Raw genomic sequence first — 14,657 nt, forward strand, 5'->3', positions numbered from 1 at the left:
CTGCGAATCATTGCGGTAGAAGGCACGTTCCGGAAGTCGCACCGGAGTCCCGCGGCCGGCCGGACGACCCTAAACCGGGCGGCGCCGGGGACGCAACGGATTTTCCGGCGATGCGCCGGCCACCGCCCCAGCGCCGCTTCGTGCACGATCAGGCCGGGGCGCCGCCGGCGGCGGTCCATCCGGCGTGGGCGACACGCGGGCAGGAACGTGCCTGCACCGCTGCCGCGCCGCCGCGCGGTGGACTGGCGCGGCAGCGCACGCCGAGGAGGAGACCACCGCATGGGCACCAGCACGGGAGCGGGTACGGGAGCGGGTACGGGCACGGAGACGGACAGGGGTAAGGACAGCGACGCGGCCTCCGGCCCGGTCCGGGTGCTGGACGTGTCGGGCGCGGCCTACCGCCGGGCGTTCGAACTGTTCCTCGCCGGCACCGACGAGAAGCCCCGCACCCACGCCCGGCTGACCGAGATCGCCACCGGCCTGGACCGGCGCCGGGTCCTGCTGGACGTCGGCGCGGGCGAGGGCCGGACCACCGCGCACCTGGCGCAGTACTTCGAGCGCACGGTGGCCGTCGAGCCCAGCGCCGCGATGCGCGAGAAGCTCCGCCTGGCCTGCCCCGAGGCACTCGTCCTGCCCGAACCGATCGCCGCGGCCGATCCGCCCGAGCCGGCCGACCTCGTCCACCTCTCCCACGTGCTCTACTACGTGCCGCCCGGGGACTGGCTGGGCACCGTCGGCCGGGTCCTGGACTGGACGGCGCCCGGCGGCACGCTGCTGGTGGTGCTGCAGAACCCGGAGAGCCCGTGCATGCGGATGGCAGCGCACTTCACCGGCGTCCGTTACGACCTGCGGCCGCTCGCCGAGCAGTTGGCGGAGCGGGGACCGGAGTACGCGGTCGCCCTGGAGACCCTCGAGCTGCACTACCGGACCGACCGGCTGGAGGAGGCGGTGGACGTCGCCGAGTTCATGGTGAACGTGGCCGAACTGGCCGCCCTGGACCGGCTGCCCGACCGGGCCGAGCTGACCGCCTACGTCGAATGCCACTTCGCCCGGCCGGACGGCGGCTACGCCATCGGCCACACCCAGGACATGCTGGCGGTCGTCCGCGCGCCTCGCTGACCGCGCGCCCCTCGCTGACCGTGCACGCCCCGGGCCAAGCCCTCAGGCCCAGGGCAGCGCCGACCGGGTGCGCCAGTACTGCTCGGCCGGCTCGGCGAGCGGCGCGAGGCCGGCCAGCGCGGCGGCGTCGAGCGCGAGAGCGGCGGCGCCCAGGTTGGAGGCCAGCTGCCCGGTGGTGGCCGCGCCGGAGAGCACCACGTCCGCCCAGGGCTGCGCGGTGACGGCGGCGAGCGCGAGGGCGTCGCAGGACGCGCCGGTGCGGGCGGCGAGTTCGCGCAGGGCGGCGGTGTCCGGGCCGGTGGCGTTGCGGTCGGCGAGCCGGCCGTTGGCCATGCCCTCCTTCACCACGACGAGCCAACCCGCCGCGTGGGCCTCGGCGAGGGCCGGGCCGGCCGAGGTCTCCAGCACGTTCCAGGTGGACTGCACGGCGCTGAACAGCGGCTTGCCGTCCACCGTCACCGCGAGCGCCGCCCGCACCGCCGCGGCCTGCGCCGGACCGCTGGTGGAGAGGCCCACCCGCACGCCCTCGGCGGCCAGACCGGCCAGCCGGGCGTGCAGGGCGGGGTCGGTGAGCGCGGGGCTGTCCGGGGTGACCGAGTGCACCAGGTAGACGTCCGGACGGCGGCCCAGCGCGGCGAGGCTCTCCCGCACCTGACGGTCGAACACCGCCGTCGAGTGCTCCTTGACCTCGTGCGCCGACACGCCGGAGGCACGCCAGCCGGCGGTGTAGGTGTAGCCCCACTTGCTGCCGACCGTCACCTCGGCCGCGGCCCCCGGCCGGGCGGCGAGCCAGGCGCCGAGGAACTCCTCCGCGCGCCCGTAGGAACGGGCGGTGTCGAAGTACCGCACACCGGCGGCGAAGGCGGCGTCGAGCAGGTCGTGGGTGCGCTCCCGGAGGGCGTCGACGGTGCGCTCGGCGGGCAGGTCGAGGTCGCGGCCGAGCGTGATGTACCCGGGCCGCCCGACGGCCGCGGTGCCCAGCCCGAACCGCGTGATCGACGGGGCGGGCGCTTCGGCGGCGGGGGCGGTCGGCATGGCGGGGCTCCTTCGGCGGCGCGGGGGGACGAGGCGGGCGACCGTGCGCGGGCACGGCGCCGCACGGGACGGCCGGCACTCCGCTGTCGCGGTGCGACCGCCCCCACCGCACCCTATCCGCCGGGCCGGGCCGCGCCCGAGTCGCTCCGCAGCACCGTCGCGCCGCCCCTGAGCTGCGCCGATGCCTCCGGGGCCGGGCGGCCCCACCCCGACCGCGCCCGCTCGGCGGCGTGGCCTATGCTCCTGTGTCGTAGGAGTCATCACCGCAGGGGAGGCGGCCTTGACGTACCGGATCGAGCGGATCGGCCTGGCGGACTGGGAGCGACTGCGGGAGGTGCGCCTCGCGCAGCTGCAGGACACGCCGATGGCCTTCCTGGAGACCTACGAGACGGCGCTCGCGCACGGCGAGGAGGAGTGGCACGCCCGGGTCCGCCGGGTGAACGAGCCGGGCTCCGTCGGCCTGGTCGCCGTCGCCGGCCCGGGAGCCGGGTCCGGCCCGGACGAGGAGACTGACGCCGGTGCGTGGGTCGGGACGATGATCGGCTTCACGCCCGAGCCCGACGCGGCCCTGCTGTTCGGCGTCTGGGTCCACCCGGAACACCGTGGCCGTGACCGCGGGGTGACGGACGCCCTGCTGGACGCGATCGTCGCCTGGGCCCGGGAGACGGGCGCGCGGCGCCTGCGGCTCACGGTGCACGAGGAGAACACCCGCGCCGCCGCCTTCTACCGCCGCCGCGGCTTCGACTTCACCGGGGTCAGCAAGCCCTACTCGCTCGACCCGGCCGCCCGCGAACTGGAGATGTCCCTCCCGCTGGTCTGAGCCCGACGTACGCCGGCCTACACCCCCACTGCCGCCCCGTCACCCGCCGCCGCGCGGGCCTCGGCGGCGGTGTGCGCGGACGTGAAGGTGAAGGCGCGCGGCGAGGGCCCGTGCGCCCGTAGGTCCGCCAGCCGCTCCAGCGCCTCCTCGACGGACGGGCGGTGCCCGGCGGGGACCCACCAGAGCACCAGGTCCGCCTCGACGTGCCGCTCGAACCACTCACGCCGCCGCCGCATCACGTCCAGGTGCCCGCTGCGGTAGGCGAAGTCCCACAGGGCCTCCTGCGTCTCCCACACCGACAGGTTGACGATGACGTGCTCGCCCGCCGGACGCAGACCGGTGGCGTCCGCCGCCCCGTCCTCCACCAGCCGCCAGACGAAGCCGGGCGCGTGGTCGGCGGCGGCGTTGACCGGGTCGAGCAGTTCGACGAACGGGGCGATCCGCGGGTCGTCGATCGGGTGGCGGAGCGTGGCGAGGTTGAGCTGGGCGAGGTGGGAACCGGGGGAGGGGTGGGCCGCAGGCCGGGCTGAGGTCATGCCTCATCCCAGCACGGCCCGAATCTCTATGTCAACGATCTTAGTTTTTAGAAGCTCCCGGAAGTTTTCAGAAGCTCTCAGAAGCTGTCAGAAGTCTCGACCACCACGCAGCACTCGCCCGGCCGGGCGTCCATCCGGGCGCGGACGGGGCCGTCCGCGCCCAACAGGCCCTCCAGCAGCGCGAGGTTCATGCCGCAGACGAGCGGCGGGAACTGCTCGGCCACGGCGTGGAAGGGGCAGTTGCGCATCCGGACGACCGAGGGCGTCCCCGCTCCCTCAGCCCCTTCGTCCTCCTCCAGATGCGGCTCGTAGCCGCGAGCCGCCAGCACCTCCATGGCCTCCGCGAGATCGCCGCAGGGCGCCCCCGACCCGCGCAGCGCCTCGCCCCGGCGGCGCGCCGCCGCGCAGAGCCCGGCGTCCAGCCCGGCCGCCTCGGCGGCCTCGGCGAGCAGTTCGGCGGCGGTGCGGTAGTCGCGGGCGGGCAGCGACACCGACCGTTCGACCCGCGCTCGGGTGTACACCTTGGCGGGCCGGCCCGCCCCCGGCCCCGAACGGCCGGTCAGCCGGCGGCTGCCGCTCTCCAGCAGCCCGGCCTCGGCGAGCTTGTCCAGGTGGTGCGCGGCGAGCGTGCGCGCCACCCCGGCCGCCTCGGCGGCCTCGTTGCGGCCGACCTCACGGCCCTGCGCCGCCACGTACTCGTACAGCCGGCGCCGCAGCGGATCCTGCAGCACCGCGATCGCGTCGATGTCCTCCATCCGGCCAGTCTAAGAACAACGCGGATCGCCGATAGAGAGCCGGCCCTCGCCGGCCCACCGGAGCAGGGTGCGGCCGGATCAGGTGTAGTGGCCGCCGGTGACCTCCGGCAGCGGGTCCGCCACCGCCTCCAGCAGCTGCGGCCCGTCGTTGCGGACACTGTTCACCGCGGTGGCGACCGGTCGCACCAACAGGTCGCCCGCCGGTGCGTAGAGCAGGTCGCGGACCTCGGCGGGGTCGGTGACGGAGGGGTCGAGCCAGGCGTCCAGGGCGTCGTCGGCGAGGGTGACCGGCATGCGGTCGTGGATCCGGCCGGCCGCGTCGGTCGCCTCGGTGGTCAGCACGGTGCAGGTCACCAGCCACGGGTCCGCGTCCTCGGGCGCCGAGCGGTCGCGCCAGAACTCGTACAGCCCGGCCATCAGCAGCAGTCCGCCGTCCGGCCGGTGGAGGTAGTAGGGCTGCTTGTACCCCTTGCGCCCCTCGGCGGCCGGCACCGGCCGCCACTCGTAGTAGCCGTCCGCGGGGATCACGCACCGGCGCTCCTTGAACGCCTTGCGGAACGCCGGCTTCTCGGCCGCCGTCTCCACCCTCGCGTTGATCATCCGCGCGCCGGAGCCCGGGTCCTTCGACCAGGACGGCACCAACCCCCAGCGCAGCGAGCGGACCTGACGCACCAGCTCCCCGGTCTCCCGGTCGACCCGCTCCAGCACGCTCGCCACCTCGTCGGTCGGCGCGACGTTCCACGACGGCGCGAGCGCCTCCGCGGCCGGCCACAGGGAGGCGCGCAGCAGTTCGGCGAGATCGGGCGGGGTGGTGGTGGAGACGAATCGACCGCACATGCATCCCATCCTGCCGCGCCCGGCCCCACCCGTCACGCACCCACGGATCCCGCCGGGCCCAGGACCAGGCCCCCGACCCACCCCCGAGCCGAAGATCATCAAGAAGTATGATCGCTCCGCGACACGACGCGAAGGGATGCCAGTGGCGCGGGTTGCGGTGATCGGTGGAGGGATCGGCGGCCTGGGGGCCGCGCTGATGCTCGGACGGCGGGGCCACACGGTCACGCTGTTCGAACAGGACGCGCGGGAGGCCGGGGAGGACCTGCACCAGGACTTCTTCCGCTGGCACCGGCCCCGGGTCCCGCAGGCCGTCCAGCCCCACTCCCTCCTCGCGCCCGTGCGCACCGTGCTGCACGCCGAGGCGCCGGACGTCTACGCCGACCTGCTGGCGCGCGGAGCGCTGGAGTACCACGAGTTCGACTGGTTCGACGAGCATCCGCCGCACCGGGCCGGCGATGAGGAACTGGTGACCCTGCGCACCCGCCGGATCGTGCTGGAGGCCGCCCTGACCGCGGCCGTCCGGCGGGAGGGCACCGTCGACGTACGGCGCGGCCGGCGGGTGGACGGCCTCATCGTCGAGAACGGCCTCACCGTCGAGAACGGCCTCACCGTCGAGGACGGCCGGCCCGCCCGGGTCACCGGCGTCCGGGTGGGCTCGCGGACGCACCGCGCGGACCTCGTGGTGGACGCGGCCGGCCGCCGCTCCCCGGTCCCGGCCTGGCTCGTCGCGGCCGGCTGCCGCCCGCCCGTGGTCGACAGCCACCGGGCCGGGATCGCCTACCTCTGCCGCTGGTACCGCCTGCGGGCCGACGGCCCGCGCAACCCCGGCCGGGTGAAGAACGGCTCGTCCGCCCCGTTCGCACTCGCCGGCGTCTTCCCCTCCGACAACGACAGCTTCGCGGTCAACCTGGTGCTCTCCACCGGTGATCCGACCCGCGGGGCGCTCACCGACCCGGCCGTCTTCGAGGCCGCCGCCCGCCGCTTCCCCGCCACCGCGGCCTGGCTCGACCTCGGCGCCGAACCGCAGTCGGGCGTCCTGGCCATGGCCGGCCTGGACAACCGCTGGACGTCGCTCGTCGACGACCGGGGCCCGGTCGTCACCGGCCTGGTCAACACCGGGGACAGCCTCGTCCACACCAATCCCACCCTGGGCCACGGCGCGGCGCTCGGCCTGCGCGCCGCCCAGCACCTCGCCGAGCGGCTCGACGAGACGGTGGCGGACCCGATGGCCTACCACGACTGGACGGTCCGCGCCCTGCGCCCGTGGTTCGACGCGCAGGTCGCGGCCGACCGCGCCAACGAGCAGCGTCTCACCGACAGTTCACCGCCCCCGGACCGGCGGGCCGCCGCCGTCGCCGCCTGCGCCTTCGACGATCCCGTCGTCATGCGGGCCCGCGCCCAGGTGCGCCACCTCCTGCGCCCGGCCGACGAGGCCTACCGGACCGCCGAGGTGGACCGCCACGTCACCGCCTGGCTGGCCGCCCACCCGGACTTCGCCCCGGACCACGACGGCCCGACCCGCGACCAGTGGGACGCGCTCGTCCCGGCCTGAGTGAGTCGCCGTCGGCCGGTCAGTGGTTGTCGGCCGAGCGGTGGACGGTGAGCTCGCCGTAGGAGGCCAGGTCCCTGGACACGTCCCCGGCCGCCGGATCACCGGGCCCGTGCCGCAGGGTGGCGCCCAGGAAGGCGAGGGTGGCCGCCGCGACCACGCGGGTGCTCTCGGTGCGGCCCAGTGAACCGACCAGCGAGGGCACCGGCGGCAGGTAGAGGGGCGCGTCCGTGAAGGTGAGGTGCGCGGCGCCGGGGACGGTGAGCCGGTAGCCCGCCGAGGTGCTGAGCTTGAGGACCTCGGTGAGGCGGGGCAGGTAGCGCGGGTCGGTGCCCGGGCCGATGGCCTGGGTGAGCGCGAGCACCGGCTGGGGGAGGGGGAGCCGCTCGGGGTCGCGGGGGTAGCCGTCCAGGTCGACGACGACGGCGAACCGGTGGTCCTGGCGGGCGGCCTGCAGGGCGGCGGCGCCGCCCAGGGAGTGGCCGGTCACCGCGGCCCGGTCGGTCTCCAGGCGTCCGGCGAGCGGGCCGTCGCCGCCGGCCCGGTCCAGGCGGACCAGCTGGGAGAGGATGAAGCTGAGGTCCGCGGCCCGGATCCGGGCCGTTTCGGCGGCCCGCGCGTTGTCCTCCTCGTCGTCGCCGGTGGAGGTGACCGCAGTGCCGACCGTTCGGCCGTCGGCGAGGACGACGGTGGCGGAGTCGTACGGGTGGTCGAGGGCGGCGACCACATAGCCGTTGCTGGCCAACTCCTCCGCCCAGGCGGTGTTCTGGGTGCGCACGCCGCCCAGTCCGGGGGAGAACAGCACGACCGGGAACCGTTCGCCGCCGTCGGCCACCGGGGCGTCGGGGACGGCGCGGCCGCGGGCGCGGGGGGCGCCGTCGAGCAGGAAGCCGGGGAGGCCGACATAGCGCGCGAGGCCCTCGGCCACGGTGCGCGCCTCCGGCTCCGTGCGGCCGAGGTACTGGGCCCGCCGCGTACCCGCGGGGCTCTGCCGCGCGGGGTACCAGAGCTGGACCACCACCATGCGCCGGTCGCCGGGGTCCGGAGTGGCGGTCTCGGGGCGGTCCGGGTCGGTCCACTGCAGCACGCGGGTGCCGACCGCGAACCGGCCGGTCGGCTCGGGGAACACGGGGACGGGGAAGGCCCAGGCGGCGGCCGGGCCCGAGGCGGCCAGGGCGACGCAGACCACCGTTCCGGGCAGCGCCACCCACCAGCGGGCCCGCCGCGCCGGTCGGCTTCCGATACGTCGTCGGACCAGTCGTCGGATCAGCGGGGCGAGGGCGAACGGCAACGCGAGGGCAGCGGCCGCCAGGACCGGCAGCAACTGCCAGCGGATCCCCAGCACGCCCAGCACGATCGCGGACAGCACGACGGCCGATCCCGCCGCGATCGTGACGGGCGGGCGGGCGGCGGGGGGCAGCCAGCGCGCCGTCACCAGTGCGAGGGTGCCCAGCAGGGCGAGGAGTTCGAGGGGGGACATCTGAAGTCCCGTGATGATGTCGGTCACCGGGCCATCGTCGGCGCGGGGCGCGTGCCGCCACATCGCTCCCGGGTCGCCGTCGCGTGCCACCGGGGGCGCGGTCCGGGGCGTGCCCCGCTGCGACCGGGGTCGCAGGCCAACCCTCCTGATCAGGCGCCACTCTGCGACCCCGGGCGGTATCGGGACTCCTCCTGTGGTCGTACCCCGGCACGGCGCAGGTCAGACGGTGGGATCATGCGGTGCGCCGTACCGGGGCCTACCGTGATGAGGCCCCGGTAGGAGTGGGCCCAGGACGCTGAATCGACAGGGACGTGTGATGACCGAGGCGGGTGCGGAAACCGGCGGCGCCCGTCCGGCGCGCGACCGGGGCCAAGTCCGGCCACCGTGGGCGGCCGCACGTCTGACCAGGTACGCCGACCGGGCCTCCGCACGAGCGGCGCGACCGCTGGGGGCCGCCCGGCGCTGGGGCTCCCGGCTGCCGCCCGTGGTGTGGGACGCGCTGCTGCCGGCGCTGCTCCTCGTCAACATCGTGACCACGCGCCCGCCGCAGGGGCTCCCGGTGGCCGTCGCCCTCACGGCCGCCCTCGCGCTGCCCCTGGTGTGGCGGCGCCGGGCGCCGCGCACCGTGTTCGCCGCCGTGGCGGTCGCGGCCTTCGTCCAGTGGCTGATGGACGTCCAACTTCCGGCCGACGTCGCCCTGTTGGTGGCGCTCTACACGGTGGCCGCGACCTCGGGGCGGCGGGGCACGCTGCTCGCCGGCGCCGTCGTGGAGGCCGGGGTCCTGGTGGCCTGTCTGCGCTGGGCGGCGGAGGGCGCGTTCCTGACGCTGTTCGTCGCGGTGACCGCGATGGCCGTGGCCGCCGCCGTCCTCGGTCTGAACGTGCGGACCACGCGCGCCTACCTCGCGGCCGTGGAGGAACGGGCCGCACGGCTGGAGCAGCAACAGGAGCAGCAGGCGCGGCTGGCGGTCGCCGAGGAGCGGGCGCGCATCACCCGCGAGATGCACGACATCGTCACCCACAACCTGTCCGTCATGGTCGCGCTCACCGACGCCGCCGTCTACGCGCAGCACCGCGCGCCCGACCGGGCGACCACCGCGATGCACCAGATCTCCGAGACGGGCCGGCAGGCCCTGACCGACATGCGGCGCGTCCTGGGCGTCCTGCGCACCGACGAACCGGACGCGGAGCGCCACCCGCTGCCCGGCATCGCCCAACTGCGTTCCCTCGCCGACCAGATGGGCGCCGCCGGGCTGCCGACCCGCCTCGACGTCCACGGCGGCCACACGCACGTGCCCGCCACCGCACAACTGACCGTCTACCGCCTGGTACAGGAAGCCCTGACCAACACCCTCAAGCACACACCCCCCGGCACCTCCGCGGAGGTCCGGGTGCGGTGCTCGGCCGCGGCCGTCACCGTGGACGTCACCGACAGCGGCCCGTGCCCGCCACCGGCCGCCGGCGCCGCGTCGTCCGGCCACGGCATCCCCGGCGCCGCGTCGTCCGGCCACGGCATCCCCGGCATGCGCGAGCGCGCGGCCGCCTACGGCGGGACGCTGCGGGCCGGACCACTCCCGGGCGGCGGCTGGGCGGTCCGTACCCGCCTGGACCTCGGCGGCGGCGCGGAGGCGTCCGCATGACCATCCGCATCCTGATCGTCGACGACGAGGCGCTGCTGCGGATGGCCTTCAGCACCGTCCTGGAGGCCCAGCCCGACATGGTGCCGGTCGGCGAGGCCGCGGACGGCGCCGAGGCCGTGCGCCTCGCCCGGGAACTGCGGCCCGACGTCGTCCTCATGGACGTCCGGATGCCCGGGACCGACGGCATCGAGGCGACCCGGCGGCTGGTCCGGACGTCCCCGCAGAGCAGGGTGCTGATCCTCACCACCTTCGACCTCGACGAGTACGCCTTCGCCGGACTCAACGCCGGGGCCTCGGGCTTCCTGCTGAAGAACACCCGGCCGGAGGAACTGCTCACCGCGATACGCGCGGTGGCCGCGGGCGACGCGGTGGTCTCCCCGCGGATCACCCGGCTGCTGCTGGAGAGCTTCCGTCCGCACATCCCGGGCGGCCGGGAGGCCGGGCGCGGCGCCGAGCGCGCCGAGCGGCTGCGACGGCTCACCCCGCGCGAGCGCGAGGTGCTCGCGGAGGTGGGCCGCGGCCGGTCCAACGCCGAGATCGCCGCCACCCTGCACCTCGCGGAGGCGACCGTGAAGTCCCACCTGGGGCGGATCCTGCACAAGCTGGAACTCCGCGACCGGATCCAGGCCGTGGTCTTCGCCCACGAGAACCGCCTCATCCACCCGGCGTGACACCGCCCAGGGCCTTGCCGTATACCGCCGACCCACGACGGACCGTCATACCCACCCGCTGGTACAGGGAGAGCGCACCGGTCTCCGAATGCGTCCACAGGGTGCACGTCCGGCGCCCCTCGCGGTGGAAGGCCCGGAACGACGCCTGCAACAGCATGCGGGCGATCCCCCGGTTGCGGTGGTCCTTCCGGACCGCGACCCGCTCGACGTACCCCTCGTCGGTGCCCGGGACGTTCAACGACAGCACCGCGCCGACCATCTGCTCCCCGACGAACGCCACCGGCGAGAACTCGGGCGCGAAGGTGTCGAGTTCGACGGTGTGCCGGGCCCACTCCTCGTAGGACAGCCGCCGCTTCTGCCACTCGTCGAAGGCGTCCTCGGTGAGCCGGTACGCCGCCCGTTCGTCACCGGGCCGGAAGCAGCGCCAGGTGACACCGGGCGGCGGGCCGGGCACCACGGGTTCGGCGGACAGCCCGATCTCCAGCAGCCACTGGGTGACGAACGGCTCGTACCCCCGTGCCCGCAACAGCCCCACCGCCGCCCGGTCGCCGTCCGATACCGTCTGGCTGAGCCGTTCCCCACCGGCCTGCCGTGCCCGCGCCTCGACCCAGTCGAGCAGCGCCCCGCCCAGCCCCTTCCCCCGGTGGTCGGGGTGGACGTCGACGGCACTGCGCCGACCGCCGTGCACCCAGCCCCGCCCGGCGAGACCCCCGTCCGCGTCGTGCACGAGCAGCGTGTCCACGGCGGGGTCGAGGCCGGGCAGGGTGAGGTCCGCGGCGATCCGGTCGGGTTCGGTCTCCGGATCGCCCAGGAGCTCGCGCTCGCAGGCGGCCACCAGGTCGTGGATCGCACGGGCATCGCCGACAGTCGCGGCCCGCCACTGGTAGGAGGCGGGGAACGACGGGGAGGACAGATCAGCCATGAGACGACTCTGCGTCAATCGATCTCCCGCTGTCGACCGATTACCGACTTCGGCTCCCCGCCGGTACCCCTCACACCGTCTTGATGCCGCCGCCTTCGACGAGGTAGTCGGCGCCGGTGATGCTCGCCGCGCGGTCCGAGGCGAGGAAGGCGACGACGGCCGCGACCTCCTCGGGCTCGACCATGCGGCCGGTGGTCATGCCCATCGCCGCAGGCACCCCGGCCACGAACTCGCGGTGCCCGACGCCGTTGGCCTCGGCGAGGCGGGCGCCGAAGCTGTCCTCGTCCTCCCACATGCCGGTACGCGTCGGGCCGGGGGAGACGGTGTTCACGCGTACGCCCCGGGGCCCGAACTCCTCGGACAGCGCCTTGCCGAACGCGTTGAGACCCGCCTTCGCGGCGCCGTACTCGATCGGGCCCGTGCCCGGCAGACGCGCGCTCATCGACGAGATGTTCACCACCGAACCGCGGCGCTCCAGGATGCTCGGCAGCAGTCGGCGAGTGACCCGTACGGTGCCGAACAGGTTGACCTCGAAGCTCTGCGCCCACAGGGTGTCGTCGGTCGCGAGGAACCCGTTCAGGTTGAACGCGTCCCCGCCGCCCAGGTTGTTGACCAGGATGTCCACGCCGCCGAGTTCCGCGAGCGCCCGCGCCCCCAACTCCTCGGCGCCCTCCGGCGTACTCAGGTCGACCGCCACCGGGTGGGCCCCGGCCTCCTTCAGCTCGGCGGTGATCGTGCGGGCCGCGCCGACCACCCGGACCCCCTCGGCGACGAGCTGCCGCGCGATCGCGAGGCCGACACCTCGGCTGGCCCCGGTGACGACGGCGGTCTTCCCTGCGAGATTGAGCTCCATGCCAGACTCCCTACAGATTCTTGAACTACAGGTACAAAAAAAGCCCACAAAAAGGGCCGCCGACTGGCGGTGCTGAACTACTCAGCGCTGAACTACAGCGACGCCATCGCCGCGTCCACGACCCGCCTCAACTGGGCGGCATCCTCGGCGGTCTTCGCCAGGACCCGCATCCCGATCACCGTCGCGAGCAGCCAGGAGGCCACCGCCGCCGCGTCGCGATCGCCGTCGATCTCGCCGGCCCGCTGGGCTTCCTCGACGGTCGCCCGGAACGCGCCCTCCGTCCGCGCGAACATCTTGCGCACGGTGTCGGCCGTCTCGGCGTCCGAGGGGGCCGACTCGGCGGCGGTGTTGACCGCCATGCAGCCGCGCCGATCCGGGTCGCCCATGTCGAGCTCGACCAGCGCCTCCAGCGCCCCCCGCAGCCGGTCCTTCGCCGAACCGGGGTGGTCGAGGAGCGCCGCGAGCCAGGCCGCCTGCGAGTCGCGGTAGCGCGCCAGCGCCAGCTCGAACAGCGCGTGCTTGCTGCCGAAGGTGTTGTACAGACTGCCCTTGCCGATGCCGATCTCGTCCACGAGGTCCTGAGGCGTCGTCGCCGCATACCCCTTGCGCCAGAACACGCCCATCGCGCGCTCCACCGCCACGTCCGGATCGAACTGCTTCGGCCTGCCCATGGCGCTACCGTAGCAGGGTTTTTGACCTTGAGGTCAAGTAGTCGTGTCGAACTGTCACGTGCGTGCAGTACGGTCCTGTCATGGCAGCCAAAATCGATCTCACCCTCGACTGCGCAAACGCGGAGGGCAACGAGTTCTGCGTCGCCGCAACCTCGGCCTGAGGCCGGCGGAAGTCGGGATCCGGCCTCCGAGGAAAACAAGCAGGCGTGATGGCGTTTTCTTTCGGAGGGTGCCAGCCTGCTCACCGACGGCGATCGTTGGGCCACCTCTGGGGTAGGCGTGGGCGTGGGGTCGGAGGTCGGTGTGGGTGGGCGGCCGGTGTTGCGGGTGGGGAATGCCTCGGGGTTCTACGGGGACCGGTTCTCGGCGATGCGGGAGATGCTCACCCGTGCGCGAGCTCGTGCCCGGCGACGGCGAGGACGTCGCCCGGATCCGCGCCCGCCTCGCCCGGCTCCACCTCAGCTGACCTGGACGAATCACCACCAGAAAGGTGGGCAATGCTTGCCAAGACGTCCGTTCTGGCAAGTGGAGTGCACCAGAGATTCCGGCGTGCCGCCCGGCCGGGACTGACCGCCTGGGAACCAGTCAGGCGACGGTTGCCGACCCGGCGCGGAGCAGTAGGAGGTCAAGGACCGGTCCGTCACCGACCCTGTACGGCCCGGCGTATTCGTACCCCAGGCGGTCGTAGAGACGGCGAGCGGGGCTGTCACCGGGCATCGCGAGCAGCGACACCCACTGTGTGCGCAGCGCGGCGACGAGCGCTGCGTGGATGCTGGTGCCGACTCCCTGGCCGTGCCAGCCGGTCCGGACGGCGAGTTCGCAGATCCCTGCCAGGGAGTCGGTGTCGCGGGCCTGCGCGGTGATGGCGGGGCGGAGGTCGCCGAACCAGTAGTCGGGGGTGCAGCGGAAGCCGTAGCCGATGCCGACTGCCTGGCCGGCGGCGTAGGCGACGATGAGGGTGAACTCGTCGCGGCGGGCGTGGCCGGTGATCTGGCGGCGGAGGGTCTCGGGGGTGAAGCCTGCCTGGGCGACGTCGTCGTGCCCGGCGTGGGCTTCGGCCCAGACGTCGGTGAGCGTGTCGAGCAGGGTGGCGGCGTCGCTGGCGCCGTAGCGCCGGAGGGCGAGGGGAGCGGCCGGTGCGGTCATGGTGTCCTTCAGGCGGCTGGGACGGCGGTTCGGTAGGCGTCCAGGAAGTCGGCGACGCAGTGGGTGTCCTGGTGGGGAGCCAGGGCGCCGGCGTCCTCCGTGAGCGCGCGGTCGCCCTGCAGGGCCCAGCCGCGGGCCGCGCGCATCGCCAACAGCGCCAGCCAACGCGGTGAACCGAGGCCGAAGGCCGCGCGCTGCGCCACCCGCGCGGTGCCGACGGCTTCGCGGGGGCGGCCGGTCGCGTGGGCGAGCAGGGACATGCACGCGAAGGCGTGCGCCTCCAGGCCCGGGTCGTCGGCCTGGCGGGCGCTGGCCAGCGCCTCGGTGTAGAGGGAGCGGGCGTCGGCGGTGCGCCCGGCGTCGAGGGCGAGCCACCCGGCGGCGACCGACAGCATGCCGGTGGCGGTGTGGAGCCGACGGCCCAGGTCCTCGCCGTAGCGTCCCTGGGCGAGCCAGGAGTGGGCGGTGTGCAGTGCGGCGGCGGCCTGGTGACCGAGGTCGGCCGAGCCGTGGTCACGGTCCTGGGCGTACAGCTGCTGCTCGACCTCGACCAGCGTCTGGAGGTGGTCCGGGCCCAGGGCCGCACCCGCCGCCGCGGCCCCACCGAAGAGAGAGGAAACCACC

Annotated in this window: 15 protein-coding genes; 5 read left to right on the forward strand and 10 right to left on the reverse strand. The window is 74.6% G+C overall.

Going from position 1 to position 14,657, the window contains the following annotated elements:
- Window positions 1–279 precede the first annotated feature (279 nt).
- Window positions 280–1,119, forward strand: a complete 840-nt coding sequence (locus ACFP3U_RS00370) for a class I SAM-dependent methyltransferase (protein ID WP_380222983.1) — start codon at window positions 280–282, stop codon at window positions 1,117–1,119.
- 42 nt (window positions 1,120–1,161) lie between these two features.
- On the opposite strand, the gene ACFP3U_RS00375 is transcribed toward ACFP3U_RS00370, so the two are convergent.
- Window positions 1,162–2,154 (reverse strand): aldo/keto reductase, encoded by a 993-nt coding sequence (locus tag ACFP3U_RS00375; RefSeq protein ID WP_380222984.1) that lies wholly within the window; start codon window positions 2,152–2,154, stop codon window positions 1,162–1,164.
- A gap of 280 nt (window positions 2,155–2,434) precedes the next feature.
- Here ACFP3U_RS00375 and ACFP3U_RS00380 point away from each other — a divergent pair, with 280 nt between their 5' ends.
- Window positions 2,435–2,974 carry a GNAT family N-acetyltransferase gene (locus tag ACFP3U_RS00380; RefSeq protein WP_380222985.1) on the forward strand — a complete coding sequence of 180 codons (540 nt, stop codon included), beginning with the start codon at window positions 2,435–2,437 and terminating at the stop codon, window positions 2,972–2,974.
- A 17-nt stretch (window positions 2,975–2,991) separates the two neighbouring features.
- On the opposite strand, the gene ACFP3U_RS00385 is transcribed toward ACFP3U_RS00380, so the two are convergent.
- The 3 genes from ACFP3U_RS00385 to ACFP3U_RS00395 form a co-directional block, all read right to left on the reverse strand.
- Window positions 2,992–3,510, reverse strand: a complete 519-nt coding sequence (locus ACFP3U_RS00385) for a DUF3291 domain-containing protein (protein WP_380222986.1) — start codon at window positions 3,508–3,510, stop codon at window positions 2,992–2,994.
- 77 nt (window positions 3,511–3,587) lie between these two features.
- Window positions 3,588–4,265 carry a helix-turn-helix transcriptional regulator gene (locus tag ACFP3U_RS00390; RefSeq protein ID WP_380222987.1) on the reverse strand — a complete coding sequence of 226 codons (678 nt, stop codon included), beginning with the start codon at window positions 4,263–4,265 and terminating at the stop codon, window positions 3,588–3,590.
- A gap of 78 nt (window positions 4,266–4,343) precedes the next feature.
- Window positions 4,344–5,102, reverse strand: coding sequence for an SOS response-associated peptidase (locus tag ACFP3U_RS00395; protein WP_380222988.1), 759 nt, complete (start codon window positions 5,100–5,102; stop codon window positions 4,344–4,346).
- Window positions 5,103–5,244: 142 nt separating this feature from the next.
- On the opposite strand from ACFP3U_RS00395, the gene ACFP3U_RS00400 reads away from it, so the two are divergent.
- Window positions 5,245–6,654 (forward strand): NAD(P)/FAD-dependent oxidoreductase, encoded by a 1,410-nt coding sequence (locus ACFP3U_RS00400; RefSeq protein WP_380222989.1) that lies wholly within the window; start codon window positions 5,245–5,247, stop codon window positions 6,652–6,654.
- Between the two features lie 19 nt (window positions 6,655–6,673).
- Here ACFP3U_RS00400 and ACFP3U_RS00405 read toward each other — a convergent pair whose 3' ends face one another.
- Entirely contained in the window at window positions 6,674–8,194 is a 1,521-nt protein-coding gene (locus tag ACFP3U_RS00405) for an alpha/beta hydrolase family protein (RefSeq protein WP_380223294.1), read from the reverse strand.
- Between the two features lie 253 nt (window positions 8,195–8,447).
- Here ACFP3U_RS00405 and ACFP3U_RS00410 point away from each other — a divergent pair, with 253 nt between their 5' ends.
- A complete protein-coding gene (locus ACFP3U_RS00410) occupies window positions 8,448–9,770 on the forward strand; it encodes a sensor histidine kinase (protein WP_380222990.1) in 1,323 nt (440 codons plus the stop codon).
- Window positions 9,767–10,441 carry a response regulator gene (locus tag ACFP3U_RS00415; RefSeq protein WP_380222991.1) on the forward strand — a complete coding sequence of 225 codons (675 nt, stop codon included), beginning with the start codon at window positions 9,767–9,769 and terminating at the stop codon, window positions 10,439–10,441. Before ACFP3U_RS00410 ends, ACFP3U_RS00415 begins: the two co-directional genes overlap by 4 nt.
- Here the strand turns inward: ACFP3U_RS00415 and ACFP3U_RS00420 are convergent.
- The 5 genes from ACFP3U_RS00420 to ACFP3U_RS00440 all read right to left on the reverse strand — a co-directional run bounded on the left by ACFP3U_RS00420 (window position 10,425) and on the right by ACFP3U_RS00440 (window position 14,656).
- Window positions 10,425–11,363, reverse strand: a complete 939-nt coding sequence (locus ACFP3U_RS00420; protein ID WP_380222992.1) for a GNAT family N-acetyltransferase — start codon at window positions 11,361–11,363, stop codon at window positions 10,425–10,427. The two genes, ACFP3U_RS00415 and ACFP3U_RS00420, sit on opposite strands and share 17 nt — an antisense overlap.
- A 70-nt stretch (window positions 11,364–11,433) precedes the next feature.
- A complete protein-coding gene (locus ACFP3U_RS00425; protein WP_380222993.1) occupies window positions 11,434–12,216 on the reverse strand; it encodes an oxidoreductase in 783 nt (260 codons plus the stop codon).
- A 92-nt stretch (window positions 12,217–12,308) separates the two neighbouring features.
- Window positions 12,309–12,887, reverse strand: a complete 579-nt coding sequence (locus tag ACFP3U_RS00430; protein WP_380222994.1) for a TetR/AcrR family transcriptional regulator — start codon at window positions 12,885–12,887, stop codon at window positions 12,309–12,311.
- Window positions 12,888–13,472: 585 nt separating this feature from the next.
- A complete protein-coding gene (locus tag ACFP3U_RS00435) occupies window positions 13,473–14,033 on the reverse strand; it encodes a GNAT family N-acetyltransferase (protein ID WP_380222995.1) in 561 nt (186 codons plus the stop codon).
- Window positions 14,034–14,041: 8 nt separating this feature from the next.
- Window positions 14,042–14,656 carry a hypothetical protein gene (locus ACFP3U_RS00440; RefSeq protein ID WP_380222996.1) on the reverse strand — a complete coding sequence of 205 codons (615 nt, stop codon included), beginning with the start codon at window positions 14,654–14,656 and terminating at the stop codon, window positions 14,042–14,044.
- Between the last annotated feature and the right edge of the window lies 1 nt (window position 14,657).

Origin of the sequence: Kitasatospora misakiensis (genome assembly GCF_042656005.1) — a bacterium.
In the GTDB taxonomy this organism is placed as follows: Bacteria; Actinomycetota; Actinomycetes; order Streptomycetales; family Streptomycetaceae; genus Kitasatospora; species Kitasatospora misakiensis.

Excerpts from the sequence above, each read along its gene's own strand:
- ACFP3U_RS00370 (WP_380222983.1), top strand. The coding sequence starts at position 280 with ATGGGCACCAGCACGGGAGCGGGTACGGGAGCGGGTACGGGCACGGAG.
- ACFP3U_RS00375 (WP_380222984.1), bottom strand. The coding sequence starts at position 2,154 with ATGCCGACCGCCCCCGCCGCCGAAGCGCCCGCCCCGTCGATCACGCGG.
- ACFP3U_RS00385 (WP_380222986.1), bottom strand. The coding sequence starts at position 3,510 with ATGACCTCAGCCCGGCCTGCGGCCCACCCCTCCCCCGGTTCCCACCTC.
- ACFP3U_RS00390 (WP_380222987.1), bottom strand. The coding sequence starts at position 4,265 with ATGGAGGACATCGACGCGATCGCGGTGCTGCAGGATCCGCTGCGGCGC.
- ACFP3U_RS00395 (WP_380222988.1), bottom strand. The coding sequence starts at position 5,102 with ATGTGCGGTCGATTCGTCTCCACCACCACCCCGCCCGATCTCGCCGAA.
- ACFP3U_RS00405 (WP_380223294.1), bottom strand. The coding sequence starts at position 8,194 with ATGTGGCGGCACGCGCCCCGCGCCGACGATGGCCCGGTGACCGACATC.
- ACFP3U_RS00410 (WP_380222990.1), top strand. The coding sequence starts at position 8,448 with ATGACCGAGGCGGGTGCGGAAACCGGCGGCGCCCGTCCGGCGCGCGAC.
- ACFP3U_RS00415 (WP_380222991.1), top strand. The coding sequence starts at position 9,767 with ATGACCATCCGCATCCTGATCGTCGACGACGAGGCGCTGCTGCGGATG.
- ACFP3U_RS00420 (WP_380222992.1), bottom strand. The coding sequence starts at position 11,363 with ATGGCTGATCTGTCCTCCCCGTCGTTCCCCGCCTCCTACCAGTGGCGG.
- ACFP3U_RS00425 (WP_380222993.1), bottom strand. The coding sequence starts at position 12,216 with ATGGAGCTCAATCTCGCAGGGAAGACCGCCGTCGTCACCGGGGCCAGC.
- ACFP3U_RS00430 (WP_380222994.1), bottom strand. The coding sequence starts at position 12,887 with ATGGGCAGGCCGAAGCAGTTCGATCCGGACGTGGCGGTGGAGCGCGCG.
- ACFP3U_RS00435 (WP_380222995.1), bottom strand. The coding sequence starts at position 14,033 with ATGACCGCACCGGCCGCTCCCCTCGCCCTCCGGCGCTACGGCGCCAGC.